The following is an 18,820-nucleotide window of genomic DNA, read 5'->3' on the forward strand; positions in this document are numbered from 1 at the left end:
CCATTACACTGGCGTCCCCAGTCATCTCTTCGAAGGCCGTCATGATCCGCCGCACGCTTCCCGCCCTTGTTTTTGGCTTGTGCCTTGCCGCTGGCCTGGCCAGCCCGTCTGCCGTTGCCGGCGCTGCTGACAGTGGCAAGGACAGTGCCAAGGACAGCAAGCGCCCGACGCGCGAAGCCTATACCAAGTACGAGTACCGGATCCCGATGCGTGACGGCGTGCAGCTGTTCACGGTCGTCTACGTGCCGAAGGACAGCACGCGCAGCTACCCGTTCCTGATGCAGCGCACCCCGTACAGCGCCGGCGTGCGCGCCGAAGGTGAACTGCGCTACGGTGTGGACTGGCTGCCAGAGTCGCTGGGCCCATCGCGCGAATTCGAAGAAGCGGGCTACATCTTCGTAAGCCAGGACGTGCGGGGCCGCTACATGTCCGAAGGCGTCTGGCAGGAAATGACCCCGCACGGCAAGGCCACGCCCGCCAAGGGCGAGGGCCGCGAGAGCGACGACATGTACGACACGGTGGCCTGGCTGCTCAAGAACATCCCGAACAACAATGGCAAGGTGGGCATCTGGGGCATCAGCTACCCGGGCTTCTACGCCGCCGCCAGCGTCATCGATTCGCATCCGGCGATCAAGGCCGCCTCGCCCCAGGCGCCGATTGCCGACCTGTACATGGGCGACGATTCATACCACGGCGGCGCCTTCAAGCTGGCCGCCAACTTCGACTTTTATGCGGCCTTCACGGCGGCGCCGAATCCGACCCCGCTGCCGAAAACCGGCAGCGAATTCGATTACGGCGTGGCCGACGGCTACGATTATTTTCTGAAGCACCGCACGCTGGCGAATATCGCTGCGACCATGACCGACACGCAGCGCGAGCTGTTCATGCCGAACATCGAGCACGATACCTATGACAGCTTCTGGAAAGAGCGCGCCATCGGCCCGCACATCAAGAACGTCAAGGCTGCCGTGCTGACGGTGGGCGGCTGGTTCGATGCGGAAGACGCCGCTGGCCCGTTCATCGTGCACCGCGCGCTGGAAGCGCAGAACAAGGGCGGCAACCATGCCCTCGTGGTGGGCCCGTGGGTGCACGGCGGCTGGGCGCGTGGCGATGGCGCCCGGCTTGGCCATGTCAAGTTCGACGCGAAAACAAGCGAATGGTTCCGGCGCGATGTCCAGTTCCCGTTCTTCGAGCAGCATCTGAAGGGTGTCAAGCCGAACACGGCGCTGGCGCCGGTGACCGTGTTCGAGACCGGCACGAATGTCTGGCGCCAGTACGACGCCTGGCCGCCGAAAACGGCAAAGGCGCGCACGCTGTACTTCGGCGCCAATGGCGCGCTGCGCTGGCAGCAGCCAGCCGGGCCAGCCGGCACAGACGCCGGTTTCGATGAATACGTGGCCGACCCGGCGCGCCCGGTACCGTACATCGGCTATCCGGCGCTGGGCGTGCCGCGCGAATACATGGTGTCGGACCAGCGCTTTGCCGCCACCCGGCCCGATGTGCTGGTGTACCAGAGCGCCGTGCTGGAAGAGGATGTGACGGTTGCCGGGCCGGTGACGCCGAAGCTGTTCGTGTCGACAAGCGGGACCGACGCCGACTGGGTCGTCAAGCTGATCGATGTCTACCCGGCCAGCTTCCCGACCCCGGCAGGGGAGCGGGGCGGCGATGTCGGCCCGCCCGCGGTGAGTCTGGGTGGCTTCCAGCAACTGGTGCGCGGCAATCCGCTGCGCGGCAAATTCCGCAACAGCTATGAAAAGCCGGAACCGTTCGTGCCGGGCAAGGTCGAGCCCATCAAGTATGAACTGGGCCAGGTGAACCACACCTTCCGGCGTGGTCACCGGATCATGGTGCAGGTGCAGAGCTCATGGTTCCCGCTGATCGACCTGAATCCGCAAACGTTCATGCGCATTCCCGACGCCAGGCCGGGCGACTTCAAGAAGGCGACCCAGCGCGTGTACCACGCGCCAGGCATGGCGTCCGGGCTGGAGCTGATGGTGCTGCCGAACCCGGGTAGCTAAAAGCTCAGGCGCCAACCCACGGCAGGCCGGCCGTGCACCAGCCGCCGATCGTCTTGCGGTGCCCGTCGCCATCGCGGTCGCCTTCGAACCCTTCCAGGATGTCGAAGGCGTTTGCGTAGCCCAGCTCGGTCGCGACACGCGCGCTGTGGCGCGAGCGTACGCCCGAGCGGCACAGGAACAGCAGCACGTCGTCCTTGCCCGCCACCTGTTCGAGCTGGGCGCCAAAATCGGGATTGGGCGCGCCACCCGGATAGGTGGCCCACTGCACTGCCAGATGCTGCGCCTGGCTGATCGCGACGCGGCCCACCCAGTCGCGTTCGGCGTTGGTGCGCACATCGACCAGCTTGACGTCCGGGCCGCTCTGGAGCAGGTCGAACGCTTCCTGAGGCGTGACTGCACCAGCGTAGGGCTGGTCAGCGCCACGCTGGCGCGCCGTCGTGAGAATCTGTTCTTTGGTCATGTTGGTGATGTCCATTCATCGTTGATCGTGATCAATGCACCATTCTGGAGCGCAGCGTGGTGCGCCCAATTGGTGCAAGCACGTAGAATTGCTCGTTAATGGTGCAAATTAGCATAAAGGTAAATCTTGCCACATGCCCCCGGTTGAGGCGATTTTATGGGTAAACTAACCCATTGCCCAAGAACGATTTGCGCATAGCCTCATGCACTGAAGTTGGCATCGTCATTGACACTTAGTTGGCACATTTCGTGCTTCATCATGATGCAAGTTGTCGGTTCGCATAGACCGACATCCTTTTTTCAATTAGGAGATTCCGAATGGCAAAGTCCGCCGCAGATGTAATGCAAATGGTCAAAGACAACGAAGTCAAATTCGTTGATTTACGCTTCGCCGATACCCGCGGCAAGGAACAACACGTCACGGTCCCGGTGTCGCACTTCGACCTGGACAAATTCGAATCCGGCCACGCCTTCGACGGTTCGTCGATCGCCGGCTGGAAAGGTATTGAAGCGTCGGACATGCTCCTGATCCCGGATGCAAACACCGCCAATATCGACCCGTTCATGGAAGAGACCACGCTGTTCATGCAGTGCGACGTCGTCGAGCCATCGGACGGCAAGGGCTACGACCGCGATCCGCGCTCGATCGCCAAGCGCGCTGAAGCCTACCTGAAATCGTCGGGCATCGGCGACACCGCCTACTTCGGCCCGGAGCCAGAGTTCTTCATCTTCGACGCCGTGCGCTGGAAGCTGGACATGTCGGGTTGCTTCGTCAAGATCGATTCCGAAGAAGCATCGTGGTCGACCGACAAGGAATTTGAAGGCGGCAACAGCGGTCACCGTCCAGGCGTGAAGGGCGGCTATTTCCCAGTGCCACCAGTCGACTCGTTCCAGGACATGCGCTCCGAAATGTGCCTGATCCTCGAATCGATGGGCATCCCGGTCGAAGTGCACCACCACGAAGTCGCCGGCGCCGGCCAGAATGAAATCGGTACCAAGTTCTCGACGCTCATCGAGCGCGCCGACTGGACCCAGAACATGAAATACGTGATCTGGAACGTGGCCCACAGCTACGGCAAGACCGCGACCTTCATGCCAAAGCCAATGGCTGGCGACAACGGCTCGGGCATGCACGTGCACCAGTCGATCTGGAAAGATGGCAAGAACCTGTTCGCAGGCGACGGCTACGCAGGTCTGTCGGAAACGGCGCTGTTCTATATCGGCGGCATCATCAAGCACGCCCGTGCCCTGAACGCGATCACCAATCCAGGCACCAACTCGTACAAGCGCCTGGTGCCAGGCTTCGAAGCCCCGGTTAAGCTGGCGTATTCGGCCCGTAACCGTTCGGCTTCGATCCGCATCCCGCACGTGGCGAACCCGAAAGGCCGCCGCATCGAGACGCGTTTCCCGGATCCACTGGCCAACGTCTACCTGTGCTTCGCAGCACTGATGATGGCCGGTCTGGATGGTATCCAGAACAAGATCCACCCGGGCGAAGCGGCAACGAAAGACCTGTACCATCTGCCGCCTGAAGAAGACAAGCTGATCCCGACGGTGTGCGCATCGCTGGAAGAAGCACTGGATGCACTGAACGAAGACCGCGAGTTCCTGACCCGTGGCGGCGTGTTCAGCGACAGCATGATCGATGCCTACATCGACCTGAAGATGCAGGAAGTCCAGCGCATGCGCATGACCCCGCACCCAGCCGAATTCGATATGTACTACTCGTCGTAATCGGTCCATCCAGGCGGGCGTGGATGTGCATCGCGCCAGCCTGGCGGGTAGAACAAACGCGGGGAAAGCCATGCTTTCCCCGCGTTTTTTGTTGCTTGGGGTTTATATTCCTTGGGGTATAGTCAGGCGCATCTACAATAGCGTGCCCTTGCGACCAACCGGGATGGGAATGACAAATAGTGTGTTTCAGGCCAGTGTGGCCGTTTTTACCGCCGCGTTTGCCTCAGCGCTGCTGTGCGCCAGTGCACACGCGCAAATCTACCGTTGCACCGATGCCAATGGCCGGCCGCTCTATACCGACACCAAGGTCGGCAAGTGCCAGCTGATCGACACCGGCTACAGCGCGCCGCCGGCAGCCTCGCCCCCGATTCCTGCACCGCGCTCGGCGGGCGGCGGGGGCGCGTCAGGCGGATCGAATCCCGCCCCGGCGGCGACCCCGAGCGCGGCCCAATCGAACTTCCCGCGCGTGGACAATGTGCTGCAGCGCGCCCGCGACGACGAGCGGCGCGAGATCCTGGGCGATGAACTGCGCCTGGAAGAACGCAAGCTCGCCGACCTCAAGCGCGTCTTCAACAACGGCGAGCCGGAACGCCAGGGCAACGAGCGCAACTACGCCAAATACCAGGAGCGCGTGGCGTCCATGCGCGACGAAATCAATCGCAGCGAACGCAATATCGAAGCGCTCCGGCGCGAGATCGGCAGTATCAGATGACCCTGCCTCCGATGGCGCCGCCCGTGTACGACCCGGGCAACCCGGCCCGTTATGCCGGCCTGGACTTGCTGGCCTCGGCCGTGATGATGACCGGACCGGACGGCGAGGTGGTGTATGCCAACGCCGCCGCCGAAAACCTGATGGAGCTGTCGTTCAAGTCGCTGCAGCGTCATCGCCTGCCCGAGCTGTTTACCAACGGCGCCGAGATCGGCGTCCTGATCACGCAGGCGCTGGTGCACCAGTACGCCGACCTGCGCCAGGACCTGACGCTGCAGCGCAGCGGACGCGAACCGCTGCACGTGAACAGCATCGTCAGCGCGCTGGGCGATGGCATGGCGCTGATCGAGCTGCGCGAGAACGTGCAGCAGTTAAAGCTCGACCGCGAAGAGCGCCTGATGGACCAGAGCCAGGCCAACAAGGAACTGATCCGTAACCTGGCGCACGAAATCAAGAACCCGCTGGGCGGCATCCGCGGCGCGGCGCAGCTGCTCGAACTCGAGCTGCCGCCGCATCATTTGCTCGAGCTGCAGGAATACACGCAGGTGATCATCAAGGAAGCCGACCGCCTGCAAACGCTGGTCGACCGCCTGCTGGCGCCGCACCGCAAGCCGCACATCGTCGGCGACGTCAATATCCACGAAGTGTGCGAGCGCGTGCGCAGCCTGATCCTGGCCGAATTCCCGCAGGGCCTGTCGATCCGGCGCGATTACGATGCGTCGATTCCCGAGTTTCGCGGCGATATGGAGCAGCTGATCCAGGTGGTGCTGAACATCGCCCACAACGCCGCGCAGGCCGTCGCCGGGCGCATTGCGCAGGGCGACGCCGAGATCGTTTTGCGCACCCGTGTGGCGCGCCAGGTCACGCTGGCCAAGGTCCGCTACGGGCTGGCATTAGACTTGCATATCATCGACAATGGACCGGGCATCGCGCCCGATATCCGCGACCGCATTTTCTATCCGCTCGTATCCGGGCGTGACGGCGGGAGTGGCCTCGGGCTGACGCTGGCGCAAACGTTTGTGCAGCAACACCTGGGTGTGATCGAGTGCGAAAGCCGGCCTGGACTGACGGATTTCCGGATCCTGCTGCCCCTGCCATAAGCGGGAGACAGCGGACCGCACCGGCAAGTCCTTTATTGAATCCATGTTGCGGGAAGCACGAAACCATGAAACCAATCTGGATTGTCGACGACGATGCATCGATTCGCTGGGTCCTTGAAAAGGCCCTGGCACGCGAAAGCCTGGAGACCCGCAGCTTCGCCAATGCGCGCGAAGCCATGACCGCCTTTGAAACCGACACGCCGCAAGTGCTGGTGTCGGACATCCGCATGCCGGGCGAATCCGGCATCGACCTGCTGCAAGCGGTCAAGGAACGCCATCCGGGCCTGCCGGTCATCATCATCACAGCGTTCTCGGACCTCGACTCGGCGGTGTCCTCGTTCCAGGGCGGCGCCTTTGACTATCTGGCCAAGCCATTCGACATCGACAAGGCCGTCTCGCTGATCCGGCGTGCGTTAGAGGAGAGTTTGCGCGAAGCGAGCGTCGAGGCGCCACCGGCCGAAACCCCCGAGATCCTTGGCCACGCGCCGGCGATGCAGGAAGTGTTTCGCGCCATTGGCCGCCTGTCGCAGTCGAACGTCACGGTGCTGATCACGGGCGAATCAGGCACCGGCAAGGAACTCGTGGCGCGCGCGCTGCACAAGCACAGCCCGCGCGCGCAGCAGCCGTTCATTGCGCTCAACACGGCGGCGATCCCGAAGGACCTCCTCGAATCCGAACTGTTCGGCCACGAGCGCGGCGCGTTCACCGGCGCGCAGGCGATGCGGCGCGGCCGCTTCGAGCAGGCCGAGGACGGCACGCTGTTTCTCGATGAAATCGGCGACATGCCGTTCGACCTGCAGACGCGCCTGCTGCGCGTGCTGTCCGATGGTCACTTTTATCGCGTGGGCGGCCACCAGCCGGTCAAGGCGAATGTGCGCGTGATTGCCGCCACCCACCAGAACCTCGAGCAGCGCGTGCGCGACGGCTTGTTCCGCGAAGACTTGTACCACCGCCTGAACGTGATCCGCCTGCGCCTGCCGTCGCTGCGCGAACGCAACGAAGACATTCCCATTCTTACGCGCCACTTCCTGGTGCAAAGTGCGCACCAATTGGGGGTGGAACCCAAGCGCATGAGCGAGCAGGCAATGCGCTTCCTGTCGGGCCTGGAGCTGCCGGGCAATGTGCGTCAGCTGGAAAACCTGTGCAACTGGATCACCGTGATGGCCCCCGGTCAGACCGTGGAGGTCAAGGACCTGCCGCGCGACCTGACCCAGGGCTCGGCGCCGCTGACAGGCACCGGTGTGCCCAATGTCGTGCCGCTGTCCGACGGCATCGTCGGCGCTGGCGCGCTGCCGGTGGCGTCCGGCGGTGGCGTGGTGCTGCAGGCCGCCGGCGCGCCGTCGCCCGAAGGCTGGCTGGGCCTGCTTGAACTGCAGGCGGCCGGCATGCTCAGCGCAGGGCAGATGGACGTGATGGATATCCTTGGCCGCCAGTTCGAATCGGCCCTGATCCGCACGGCCCTCAAGCACACGCACGGGCGCAAGAACGACGCGGCCATGCGGCTCGGGATCGGTCGCAACACCATCACGCGCAAGATCGTGGAACTGGGGATCGACGGGGCGCGCGAAGAGTAGGGTTCAACCCTATATGCATACTTGTTGACTGTGCAATTTTGCGGTGATAACTTTCCTTCGTCATGAAGCCTGATTGTGCTCGCCAGCTTCTGGACACTGTTCACGTCATTTAACTTTTACATCAAGGGTTGATTCGAATGAAACTTGGAAAAATCATGTTCGCCGGCGCAGGTATGCTGGTCGCTGCCGTTGCCTTTGCCCGACCAGACTACGGTTACACCACGACGTACTACGCCGACGCAACGTATGGCAGTGTCGTGGGCGAGTCTGAATTCACCTGCAGCGGGCGCTGGTTCCGCAGCGGTGTCGAAACCGATTACTTTGTCATCTCCAACGAAAACAAGTGCTGATTGACGTTGTGCCTGGCGCCGGCATGTGGCGAGGCCAGGTGCTACAACAACCAGCAAACAAGGTAAGGTGACTCGCGCACTCTTTCCTTGCGGCGCGCAAGAGCTGGCCAGGCCGCGCGCCGATTGTTTCCTTCTTCGGCTTTGTTGGTGATCAGAAAATTATTCTCACCGGCATTGCCAATTCCTGTAGTGCCCCTTCCGCTTTTGGTAAGCTCTCGTCTTTTCCAGAGACATTACCGCACCAATCCCCATGCTGATCAATTGCGTCGCCTACCAGGAAGGCAAGAAGCTGTCCGATATCCCGGTCGAGGATATCAGCGAATACGTCAAGTTGGAGGACACCTTTGTCTGGGTCGCGCTGCGCGACCCAGACCCTGCCGACATCGCCCTGATGCAGGAAGAATTCGGCCTGCACGAACTGGCGGTCGAAGACGCACTGCGCGGTCACCAAAGGCCCAAGCTCGAAGAGTATGGCGACTCGCTGTTCGTCGTCGTGCAGATCGTCGAACTGGTGGGCGACGAGATGTCCGTCGGCCAGTTGTCCGTCTTCGCCGGCCCCAATTACGTGCTGTCGGTGCGGCGCGACGCCAATCAGGGTTTTCTCGGCGTGCGTGCGCGCGCCGAGCGCGAACCGCACCAGCTCAGAAAAGGCGCGGGCTTCGTGCTGTATGCGCTGGTCGATGCCGTCGTCGATCGTTACTTCCCCGTGGTCGACACCCTCGAATCCGAGCTCGAATCGATCGAAGACCATATCTTTTCCATGCAGGGCAAGCAGCGCGACAATGTCGAACGCCTGTACGACCTGAAGCGCAAGGCGCAGACGCTGCGCCACGCCGTGGTGCCGCTGATGGACGCGCTGGGACGCCTGTACGGCGGGCGCGTGCCGGGCGTGGTGGACGAGACCCAGGAGTACTTCCGCGACGTGCACGACCACTTGCACCGCATCGCCGGCCGCCTGGATGCCGTGCGCGACACCATCAACACGGCGATCCAGGTGACGCTGTCGATGGTGGCGATCGAAGAAAACGAAGTGAGCAAGAAGCTCGCGTCGTACGCGGCGATTTTTGCGGTTTTTACCGCGTTCGCCGGCGTGTGGGGCATGAACTTCGAATTCATGCCCGAGCTGAAATGGAAGTATGGTTACCCGTTCGCGATGCTGACGATGATCTGCGTGTGCGGCTACCTGTATCGCAAGTTCAAGCGGGTGGGGTGGTTATAGGGGCTGGCGCTTGCCAGCCGTGGCGGCCGCGCCGCTAGATGCCACGATCACCAGCGCGATGGCCAGCCACTGCAAGCTGGTCAGGCGTTCTCCGAGCCAGATGAAGCCTGCCAGCGCCGCGATGGCCGGTCCGCTGCTGACCAGGATGCCGAACACCCGCTGCGGCAGGCGCCGCAGCGCCATCATCTCGAGCGAATAGGGTAGGGCAGACGACAGCAGCGCCACCGCCACGCCGCCCGCCAGCATGGCCGGCGTAAACAGCGCCATGCCCGCATGCGCCACGCCGAACGGCACCGCGAACACGCTCGCCGCCAGCAAGCCCCAGGCCACGGCCTGGCCACTGTTCAAGGTCGAGACGCGCTTGCCAAACACGATGTACATCGCCCAGCAGAACGCCGCCGCCAGCGCATACGCGATGCCGGCCGGGTCGAGCTGCGTTGCGCCAGCCACCGGCAGCAGCAGCCACAGGCCGACGCCGGCGCACACGACCCACACAAAATCGCGTGCATGGCGCGACGACAGCACGACCACCGCAAGCGGCCCCGTGACCTCGATTGCCACCGCAATCCCGAGCGGAATGCGCTCGAACGCGCGGTAGATGCACAGGTTCATCGCGCCCAGCATCAGGCCATACACGAGCAGGTTGCCCACATCGGCGCGCGCCGGTCGGCCAAAGCGCCACGGCCGCACGATGGCCAGCAGGATCAGCGCCGCCAGGCCCACGCGCAGCGCGGTGACGCCTTCGCTGCCGACGGCCGGAAACAGCCCCTTGGCCCAGGCCGCGCCCGCATTGACCGACACCATCGAGGCCAGGATCGCCAGACCCGGGCCCCATGCGGCGTGCCGGCCGGCCGGGTTCAACGGGCAGCCATTGCCAATGCCACCGCCTCGGCCACGCGGATGCCGTCGACGGCCGCCGACATGATGCCACCTGCGTAGCCGGCGCCTTCGCCGGCCGGGAACAGGCCGCGCGTGTTCAGGCTTTGCAGGTCGTCGTTGTTGCGCCGGATGCGGATCGGCGACGAGGTGCGCGTTTCCACGCCCGTCAGTACCGCGTCTTCCTTGTAGTAGCCCTTGATCTGCTTGTCGAAGGCGACAAACGCTTCGCGCATCGCGACGATCGCGTAGTCGGGCAGCGACGTGGCCAGGTCGGTCAGGTGCACGGCCGGCAGGAACGATGGCGTGACCGAACCGAGCGCCGTGGACGGCCGGCCGGCCACGAAGTCGCCCATCAGCTGGCCCGGTGCATCGTAGGTCGAGCCGCCCAGCACGAAGGCGCGCGATTCGAGCTCGCGCTGGAACGCGATGCCGGCCAGCGGGTGGCCCGGATAATCCTCGGGCGTAATGCCGACCACGATGGCGCTGTTGGCATTGCGCTCGTTGCGCGAATACTGGCTCATGCCGTTGGTGACGACGCGGCCTTCTTCGCTCGACGCGGCCACCACGGTGCCGCCCGGGCACATGCAGAAGCTGTAGACCGAGCGGCCATTGGACGCGTGGTGCACGATCTTGTAGTCGGCCGCGCCCAGCAGCTTGTTGCCGGCGTTCGGGCCGAAGCGGCAGACGTCGATCAGCGACTGCGGGTGTTCGACCCGGAAGCCGATCGAGAACGGCTTGGCTTCGATGTACACGCCGCGTTCGTACAGCATCTCGAAGGTGTCGCGCGCGCTGTGGCCGATGGCGATCGTCAGGTGACGGGTGGGGATTTCTTCGCCGCTGGCCAGACGCACGCCGACCACCTGGCGCACACCGCCGGTTTCTTCGATCAGGACATCCTGCATGCGCGTATCGAAGCGCATTTCGCCGCCCAGGTTGATGATCTCGGCGCGCATCTGCTCGACCATCTTGACCAGGCGGAAGGTGCCGATGTGTGGCTTGCTGACGTACATGATTTCTTCGGGCGCGCCGAACTTGACGAACTCGGTGAGCACCTTGCGGCCGTGGTGGTTGCTGTCCTTGATCTGGCTGTAGAGCTTGCCGTCCGAGAAGGTGCCGGCGCCGCCTTCGCCAAACTGCACGTTCGACTCGGTATCGAGCTTGCGCTTGCGCCAGAAGCCGAAGGTGTCGACGGTGCGCTCGCGCACGACCTTGCCGCGCTCGAGCACGATCGGATTCAGGCCCATCTGCGCCAGGATCAGCGCAACAAACAGCCCGCACGGACCGGTGCCGACGACGACCGGGCGCGGGGTGCCGGGCGCCGGTTTGGCGGCATTGACGAACTTGTACTCGACGTCGGGGGCGGGCATGACGTGCGGGTCGCGCAGCTTTGCCAGCACGGCCTTGTCGTCGGCAACGGTCGCGTCGATCGAGTAGATCAGGACGATGGCGGATTTCTTGCGCGCGTCGTAGCTGCGCTTGTAGACGGCAAAGTCGAGCAGTTCGGCGTCAGCGATGCCGAGGCGGGCCAGGATGGCGTCGCGCAGGGCGGCGTCCGGGTGGTTCAGGGGGAGTTTGAGTTCGTTAATACGCAGCATGGGAGTGGTTGCTAGTGAGGCAACAAAGAATTGCGGGCAAGACGCTATTTTACCGCGACGTCCGAAGACGAGTTGGGCTATGGAATGAAAAAATGATCTGTCTAAGAAGACTGTATTTACAGAATTATTTTGTCGTTGGATTTTTTGGCGAAAGGTACGCTGATTTGGCAAGAGCGTGGCCGGACACATCGAATATTGTGGAAATGAGACAACGATTTTTGCGAGAGTGTGACCCCGTAATCGCCCCATCTTATGCGCCTTAATGTGCACTGCAACAGAGGGTAAATACCCCCTTTTTGGTGAGTGGACGCACCTGCCTGGTGCGCTGTGTCAGGGACGCCACATTGTGCATCTGAAAAATCATCATGCATATTGATATGCATGAAAAGTTGTTGACGCCATAACGCCAGATGAACGAACGTAGATGAACGTTCATTTTTTCTTTTGAAGAAAATTGGCATGAGCGTACTTACACGTTGGTCCGGGTGGAGTAAGGAATTGCGCCGCAGCCATCGCGCTGTCTGGTGCGACCGATAACAGGATTGCCATGAGCAGTCCGATATAAGCGAGAAAGCGAAATCACATGTTGAAGAAAACCGTATTAGTTCACACGCTGAGTCTGGCGTTCGGCGGCGCAGTGCTGGGCATGGCCGCAATGTCGCCAGCGATGGCACAGTCCAATGCATCGGGTTCGGTCTATGGCAAAGTCGCAGGCGGCGCCGGAGATACGGTGACGCTGGTTAACGCGGGTACCAATGCAACGCGTACGACGACTGTCGATGCAAGCGGCAACTTCCGCGTTACCAGCCTCCCTATCGGTGTCTACACCGCCACCCTGACCAAGGGCGGCGCGAGTGTCGGCAGCACCCAGGTCGAGGTTCTGGCAGGCCAGGGTATCGAAGCGAGTTTCGCGACTGCAGTGGCAGGCGGCGTTCAATCGGTCCAGGTGAGCGGTCGTCGCAACCGGATCGACGTGTCGAGTTCCAACAACGGTGCAACGTTCACGGCGCGCGAGCTGGAAAAACTGCCAGTCGGCCGCAATGTCGAATCAATCGTTCAACTGGCCCCGAACACCACACGCGGCGATCCGAGCTACCCGGCCGGCGCCAGTTTCGGCGGCGGCGCAGCGTCAGAGAATGCGTACTACATCAACGGCATGGTGGCGACCAATGCGCTGACGCAGCTGGGGGCAATGGAGCTGCCGTTTGGCGCGATCGCGCAAGCGCAGATTCTGACCGGTGGCTTTGGTGTCGAATTCGGCCGCTCGACCGGTGGTGTGGTCAATGTCACAACCAAGTCCGGTACCAATACCTGGGAAGTCGGCGGGTTGGCGTCCATCATGCCAAAATCCACCCGCGCCAAGTACCACGATTTGTACTATGCAAACACCGGCGTGTTCCCACGCACTGATGGCACGTTGTACCAGCGCCGTGAAGACAATGAGCTGACCGAAAAGCAGTATTCGGCATGGGCCGGCGGCCCGCTGATCAAGGACACCCTGTTCGGCTTCGTGGCACTGGAACAGACCAAGCGCGAACAGAACCTGGTGAACGGCACGAGCGCATCGACGGTGTTGGGCACCAGCGGTTATCGCGAAGCAGAAACGACGTCCAAGCGCTATCTCGGCAAGCTGGACTGGAACATCAACGATAACCATCGTATCGAGTTCACCTCGATCGGCGATCTGCCGGAAACCGACCTTCGTTACCGGTCGTATAACTACACGACCCGCGAAGTCGGTTCAACGGTCAATTCGGAAATCCACCAGGAATTCGGCCCGATCAACCCGAACGGCGGCAAACTGAACAGCCTGCGCTATATCGGCAATATCACCGACGACCTGACCATTAACATTCTGTACGGCAAGACCAAGTCGGAGCACATCTACGTTCCAACTGGTTACGATCCGACCTTGCTGCAAGTGACGGCATCGCCGGAGAACCGGGCTCCTGGTCTGGCGTATGTAGGTGGTCAGCGTATTACCGGCAACGTCCCGCTGAACGGCTCGACCGACGAGGTGAGCTCCAAGCGTCTGGATCTGGAATACAAGATTGGTGACCATACCTTACGTGCTGGTCTGGACAACAACAAGGCAGTCTCAACCGGTGCAGGCGATGCCTACGCTGGTGGCGGTCTCTGGACTTATCTGCGTGAACTGGAAAATGGTGTTCCACAAACGACCAGGCCAATCGCGGGTGACGGGAATGACATTCCGGCGCTGGGACAATTCGGCGGCCTTGCTGGTCAGGGCTATTACGTAAGCCGTACCATCTATTCGACCATCTCGAACGCGTTTGCAGGCCAGGATGCCCAATACCTGGAAGACCGCTGGCAGGTGAACAAGGACGTTCTGCTCACGCTCGGCGTGCGTCGCGAAGGCTTCTACAACGCCAATCAGGACGGTACCAAATACATCGAGATGAAGAACCAGATCGCGCCACGTGCAAACGTCGCGTGGGATGTGAATGGTGATGGCACATTCAAGGTGTTTGGCAGCGTTGGCCGCTACACCGTGCAGATTCCGACGCTGGTTGCGCTTCGTGGTGCGAATGGTTCGGTCTATACGACCCAGTATTTTGCCTATAGCGGTACCGACGCAAACGGTCAGCCAACTGGTCTGACACAGCTGACTGGCATTGGTTCGAACAATAATGAGTTTGGCCAGGCCAAGGATCCGAATACGGTCGCCGCGCAGGACATGAAGCCAGCGTTCCAGGACGAGATTACTCTGGGTCTCGAGCGCCAGTTGACGCCGGACTACAATTTTGGCGCCAAGTTCACTTACCGCACGTTGCGCTCAACGATCGACGATACCTGCGACCCGCGTCCGTTCGAACGGTTCGCCGAGCGTAACGGCATCGACACGTCGAACTACGGCGGATTCGGCTGCGCCAGCTTCAATCCAGGCGAAGCCAACGACTTCCTGGTGGATTATGCAAATAACGGCACCTACACCAAGGTACATCTGACCAAGGAAGAACTGGGATTCGACAAGCCGAAACGTACTTATGCGGCACTGGATTTCTTCCTGGAGCATGGCTATCGTAATGGCTGGTACGCCAAGGTCAACTACACGCTGGGCCGCAGCAAGGGCAATACCGAAGGTCAGACCCTGTCGGATACCGTCAACGCCCAGGGCGATGTGGCGGCGACCCAGACCTGGGATTATCCAGAACTGATGATCGGTTCGAATGGCTTGCTGCCAAATGACCGCAAACATCAGATCAAGGCCTTTGGCTTTGTCGATGTGACGGAAGAGGTCGTTATCGGCGGCAACCTGCTGCTGGCATCTGGCCGTCCGCGTTCGTGCTCCGGCACCAACCCGACCACCAACGCGCCGGGCTGGGAAGGTCCAAACTACCAGTCGGCTTCGCGCTACTGCCTTGGCGAAACTGGTGCTCAAAACACATTGGTTCAACGCGGTACGCTTGGTCGCTTGCCTTGGGAAAAGACGCTTGACCTGAACGTGGTCTACCGTCCGAACTTCCTGGCTGGTCTGGCACTGAAAATCGACGTGTTCAACGTGCTGAACGACCAGTCGACGCAGAAGGTCAACGAGCGTTATAACACTGGTAACAATCGTTACGCTCTGTACGAGACCCCGACCTACTACAGCGCACCACGCGCGGCGAGGTTCTCGGTCGAGTACAACCGTCGGTTCAATTGATCGAGTCTTTTAACCTGGCGCATTGCGAGCGTCACCACTGAGGGGCGGTAGTCGTCCTATAAAAACCCCTGCAGGCAGAGATGCCGGCAGGGGTTTTTATCATGCGCGTCACAAGTGAACGATGCGTACGTTGTTTGCAAGGGGACGCACGTGCTTCCCTCGTAGTCCCGGGCCGCTCTTTGGAGCGGCTTTTTTTTCGCACCGTAACTGTGAATATCTGCGCCGGTACTGATCAATTGCGCACTGTACGCAGGCGTTGTTGTTTTTGTTTCATATGAATTTTTCAAAATATCATTCCCGTATTGACATCAATTTGTCAGCCATGTTTTTATAGATGAGCGAGATACATATACGTACTTGCAAAAACCTGTTCGCTGTTCTGAGGGGAATATGCGCAACGGGTGGTTGATAACCGTGATCCGTATAAAAACCACAGTGGCGTATCCATGCGCCATTATCCAAATGGGATTAATCACATGATGTTGAATAAGACAGTTCTGGCCCGTGCACTGACGCTCGCCTTTGCGATGTCGGTCGGTTCAATGGTCATTCCGGGGAATGCACACGCCGCTTCCAATTCCGCTGGCGATATCGCCGGCCGCGCTGCTGCCGGCACGTTGGTGACGATCGAAAACCGTTCGCTCGGCCTGACGCGTACCGTCACGGCCAACCAGAAGGGTGACTTTTCGATATCGCTGCTGCCGCCAGGAACCTATACGGTTCGCGCTACCCGGCCGGACGGCACCACGCAAGAGCGCCAGGTGCAGGTCAATGCCGGTGAAGGCACGTCGGCCAACTTCGACGACGTCGCCAATGTCGTGACCGTGACTGGCCGCGCGATGCGCATCGATGTCAAGTCCCCGGAATCGAGCATGGTACTGAGCGAAGCGGCGATCGACCGGATTCCGGTAGCGCGCGATGTCACCGCAGTCGCCCTGCTGGCGCCGGGCGCTGTGCGCGGCGACAGCCGGATCGGCCAGACTTCGCTGCGCGGCGGCAACGTACCGTCGCTCGGCGGCGCATCGCCGGCAGAGAATGTCTATTACATCAACGGTTTCAACGTTACCAACTCGCTCAACGGCGTGGCGTTCAACCAGGTCCCGTTTGAAGCCATTGCTCAGCAACAAGTCAAAACCGGTGGCTATGGCGCCGAGTATGGCCGTTCATTGGGCGGCGTGCTCAGTGTCACCACCAAGCGCGGCACCAATGAATGGAAGGGCGGCGCCAACGTGATCTGGTCGCCGGAGTCACTGTCCGGCTCATCCGTATATGCCGAGCGCAGCGCCACCAGCGGTCGTTGGGACCTGCAGAATCGTCCTGGCGGCACCGACGACCTGAAAGCCAACGTGTGGGGCGGTGGTCCGCTGATCGAAGACAAGCTGTTCTTCTTCGGGCTGCTTCAGGGCGCCAATATCGAGCGCAAGACCTACGGTTCGAGCACCCAGGACGCTCTCAAGTCCACCACCCCGACCTACCTGGTCAAGTTTGACTGGAACATCACTGACAAGAACCTCCTCGAATTTACGGCCTTCAGCGACAAGCTCAAGGACAAGGTCAAGACATACCGCTCGCCGAACCCATACAGCAAGACCCGGGGCGATCTGCGTGGCGATGATGAATACACGACCGGCGGCGAGAACTTCATCGCCAAGTACACATCCTGGATCACCGACGACCTGACCGTGTCGGCGCTGGCCGGCCTTGGCCGCTACAACCGCAAGTCCAACATCCAGAGTGTCGCCTGCCCGTACATCACCGATAACCGTGTGACGCCGGCACCGATCCTGGGCTGCGCAACAGCCGTCAGCATTGTCGACCCGAATGCCAATGACGAGCGCAAGGCGATTCGTCTGGACGCCGAATGGCAGCTGGGCGACCACAGCCTGCGCTTTGGTCTCGACAACGAGGAGTACAAGGTTGTCGACGGCACCGTCACCTCGGGCGACGAACGGATCTGGATTCGCCGGCTGGGCGTGGGTAGCCGCCTGTCGAACGGCTATGTGAACAACACCGGCGCGCCACTCGAATACGTCGAGACCCGCTTCTTCGAGAACGGCGGCAAATTTACCACCAAGAACTCGGCCTATTATCTGGAAGATAACTGGCAGGTCAGCAAAAACGTCGTCGCCAGTATCGGCGTGCGCAGCGAATCGTTCGAGAACCTCAATGCCGACGACGCCTCCTTCATCAAGGTCGACAACACGATCGCGCCGCGCCTGGGCCTGGTATGGGACGTGCAGGGCAATCAGCAGACCAAGGTATTTGCCAATGCCGGCCGTTACTATATTCCGGTGATGTCCAATACCAACGTGCGCCTGTCGGGCGCCGAGTCCGATTACCGTGAGTTCTACGCTTATACCGGTACCAACAGCGCGGACCGTTTCCAGTTGCCAGGCCGTGGTGCGCAGCTCGGGACGCGCTCGGTCACCTCCAACGGCAAAGCGGGTGATCCGCGCTCGGTGGTCGATCCGGACATCGAACCGATGTATCAGGACGAATACATCATTGGCGCCCAGCAGGCACTGGCCGACCGCTGGTCGGTGGGCGTGAAGTACACGCACCGCAAACTGCGCAAGGTGATGGACGATATGTGTAACGGACCCGGCGCGCAGCAATGGGCGCTGGCCAATGGCTACAGCGAAGACAAGGCGGCGATTCTCGGCGAGACCATCGACCACTGCTTCCTGTACAACCCGGGCGGCGACCTGACTGCCAACGTTGACTTCGACGACGGCGCCGGCTTTACCCTGGTGAAGATTCCCGCATCGGCACTGGGTTTCGAGCAGCCAAAGCGGACCTTCAATGCCCTCGAGTTCACGTTTGAACGCGCCTGGGACGGTATCTGGAACCTGCAGGGTTCCTATGTGCTGGCCAAGAGCAAGGGCAATACCGAAGGCTACGTGAAGTCGGACATTGGCCAGGATGACGCCGGTATCAGCCAGGACTGGGATTATCCCGGCCTGATGGAGGGCGCCAACGGCTACCTGCCGAATGACCGCCGCCACACGCTCAAGCTGTTTGGCGCCTACCAGGTGCATCCCGAATTGCGCCTTGGCGCCAACCTGATCGTGCAGAGTGGACGCCCGCTCAATTGCATCGGTTATTACAACGGCAATCTGGATGAAGTGTCCGTGCTGTATCAGGCCGCGTCGTTCTATTGCGACGGCAAGTTCGGTCCGCGCGGTTCGCGTGGCCGTCTGGAGTGGACCAAGGAACTGGGCCTGCAAGCAACCTATCAGCCGAAATGGCTCAAAGGCTCCACGTTCTCGGTCGATGTGCTCAATGTGTTCAACGAACGCGGCGTCACTTCGGTGGAAGAGGGCGGCGAAACCGCACTTGGTACGCCAAGCCTGACTTACCTGCAGCCACTCGGGATCCAGAGCGCGCGCAGTTTCCGCTTCATGGCGCAGTACGAATTCTGACCGGACTGCGGTCAACATCGTCAAAAGTCGCCTTCGGGCGACTTTTTTTGCGTTTGCAATGGTGAGGCGGGACATCGCAACGGACGAGTGTTGT

At 61.3% G+C, this 18,820-nt stretch carries 12 protein-coding genes; 9 read left to right on the forward strand and 3 right to left on the reverse strand.

The features are described 5' to 3' along the window. The first annotated feature begins 41 nt into the window (after positions 1 to 41). A complete protein-coding gene (locus AC56LV_RS20570; protein ID WP_499560293.1) occupies positions 42 to 2,018 on the forward strand; it encodes a CocE/NonD family hydrolase in 1,977 nt (658 codons plus the stop codon). Positions 2,019 to 2,022: 4 nt separating this feature from the next. On the opposite strand, the gene AC56LV_RS20575 is transcribed toward AC56LV_RS20570, so the two are convergent. Then, the gene (locus AC56LV_RS20575) at positions 2,023 to 2,478 is read right to left on the reverse strand and encodes a rhodanese-like domain-containing protein (RefSeq protein WP_499560295.1); all 456 of its coding nucleotides are present in this window, start codon (positions 2,476 to 2,478) and stop codon (positions 2,023 to 2,025) included. A 317-nt stretch (positions 2,479 to 2,795) separates the two neighbouring features. Between AC56LV_RS20575 and glnA the strand changes: the two genes are divergently transcribed. The 6 genes from glnA (at position 2,796) to corA (ending at position 9,163) form a co-directional block, all read left to right on the forward strand. After that, complete coding sequence (glnA, locus tag AC56LV_RS20580) at positions 2,796 to 4,211, forward strand: type I glutamate--ammonia ligase (RefSeq protein WP_499560297.1); 1,416 nt, start codon at positions 2,796 to 2,798, stop codon at positions 4,209 to 4,211. A gap of 196 nt (positions 4,212 to 4,407) precedes the next feature. Continuing rightward, the gene (locus AC56LV_RS20585) at positions 4,408 to 4,923 is read left to right on the forward strand and encodes a DUF4124 domain-containing protein (protein WP_499560299.1); all 516 of its coding nucleotides are present in this window, start codon (positions 4,408 to 4,410) and stop codon (positions 4,921 to 4,923) included. After that, on the forward strand, positions 4,920 to 6,020 hold the full coding sequence (glnL, locus tag AC56LV_RS20590; RefSeq protein WP_499560301.1) for a nitrogen regulation protein NR(II): 1,101 nt from the start codon (positions 4,920 to 4,922) through the stop codon (positions 6,018 to 6,020). Before AC56LV_RS20585 ends, glnL begins: the two co-directional genes overlap by 4 nt. A 65-nt stretch (positions 6,021 to 6,085) precedes the next feature. Then, the gene (ntrC, locus tag AC56LV_RS20595) at positions 6,086 to 7,594 is read left to right on the forward strand and encodes a nitrogen regulation protein NR(I) (RefSeq protein WP_499560303.1); all 1,509 of its coding nucleotides are present in this window, start codon (positions 6,086 to 6,088) and stop codon (positions 7,592 to 7,594) included. A 155-nt stretch (positions 7,595 to 7,749) separates the two neighbouring features. Next, positions 7,750 to 7,944 (forward strand): hypothetical protein, encoded by a 195-nt coding sequence (locus AC56LV_RS20600; RefSeq protein WP_499560305.1) that lies wholly within the window; start codon positions 7,750 to 7,752, stop codon positions 7,942 to 7,944. A gap of 250 nt (positions 7,945 to 8,194) precedes the next feature. Beyond that, complete coding sequence (gene corA, locus AC56LV_RS20605; RefSeq protein ID WP_499560307.1) at positions 8,195 to 9,163, forward strand: magnesium/cobalt transporter CorA; 969 nt, start codon at positions 8,195 to 8,197, stop codon at positions 9,161 to 9,163. On the opposite strand, the gene AC56LV_RS20610 is transcribed toward corA, so the two are convergent. Together AC56LV_RS20610 and AC56LV_RS20615 are read right to left on the reverse strand one after the other, a co-directional pair. Further along, positions 9,158 to 9,967: an EamA family transporter gene (locus AC56LV_RS20610; RefSeq protein ID WP_499560509.1), complete on the reverse strand. Its 810-nt coding sequence runs from the start codon at positions 9,965 to 9,967 to the stop codon at positions 9,158 to 9,160. The genes corA and AC56LV_RS20610 overlap by 6 nt on opposite strands. A gap of 53 nt (positions 9,968 to 10,020) precedes the next feature. Next, a complete protein-coding gene (locus AC56LV_RS20615) occupies positions 10,021 to 11,637 on the reverse strand; it encodes an NAD(P)/FAD-dependent oxidoreductase (protein WP_499560309.1) in 1,617 nt (538 codons plus the stop codon). Between the two features lie 583 nt (positions 11,638 to 12,220). On the opposite strand from AC56LV_RS20615, the gene AC56LV_RS20620 reads away from it, so the two are divergent. Beyond that, the gene (locus AC56LV_RS20620; RefSeq protein ID WP_499560311.1) at positions 12,221 to 15,304 is read left to right on the forward strand and encodes a TonB-dependent receptor; all 3,084 of its coding nucleotides are present in this window, start codon (positions 12,221 to 12,223) and stop codon (positions 15,302 to 15,304) included. A gap of 476 nt (positions 15,305 to 15,780) precedes the next feature. Further along, a complete protein-coding gene (locus AC56LV_RS20625; RefSeq protein WP_499560312.1) occupies positions 15,781 to 18,726 on the forward strand; it encodes a TonB-dependent receptor in 2,946 nt (981 codons plus the stop codon). Positions 18,727 to 18,820 lie beyond the last annotated feature (94 nt).

Source organism: Telluria sp. RB2R28 (assembly GCF_059685835.1).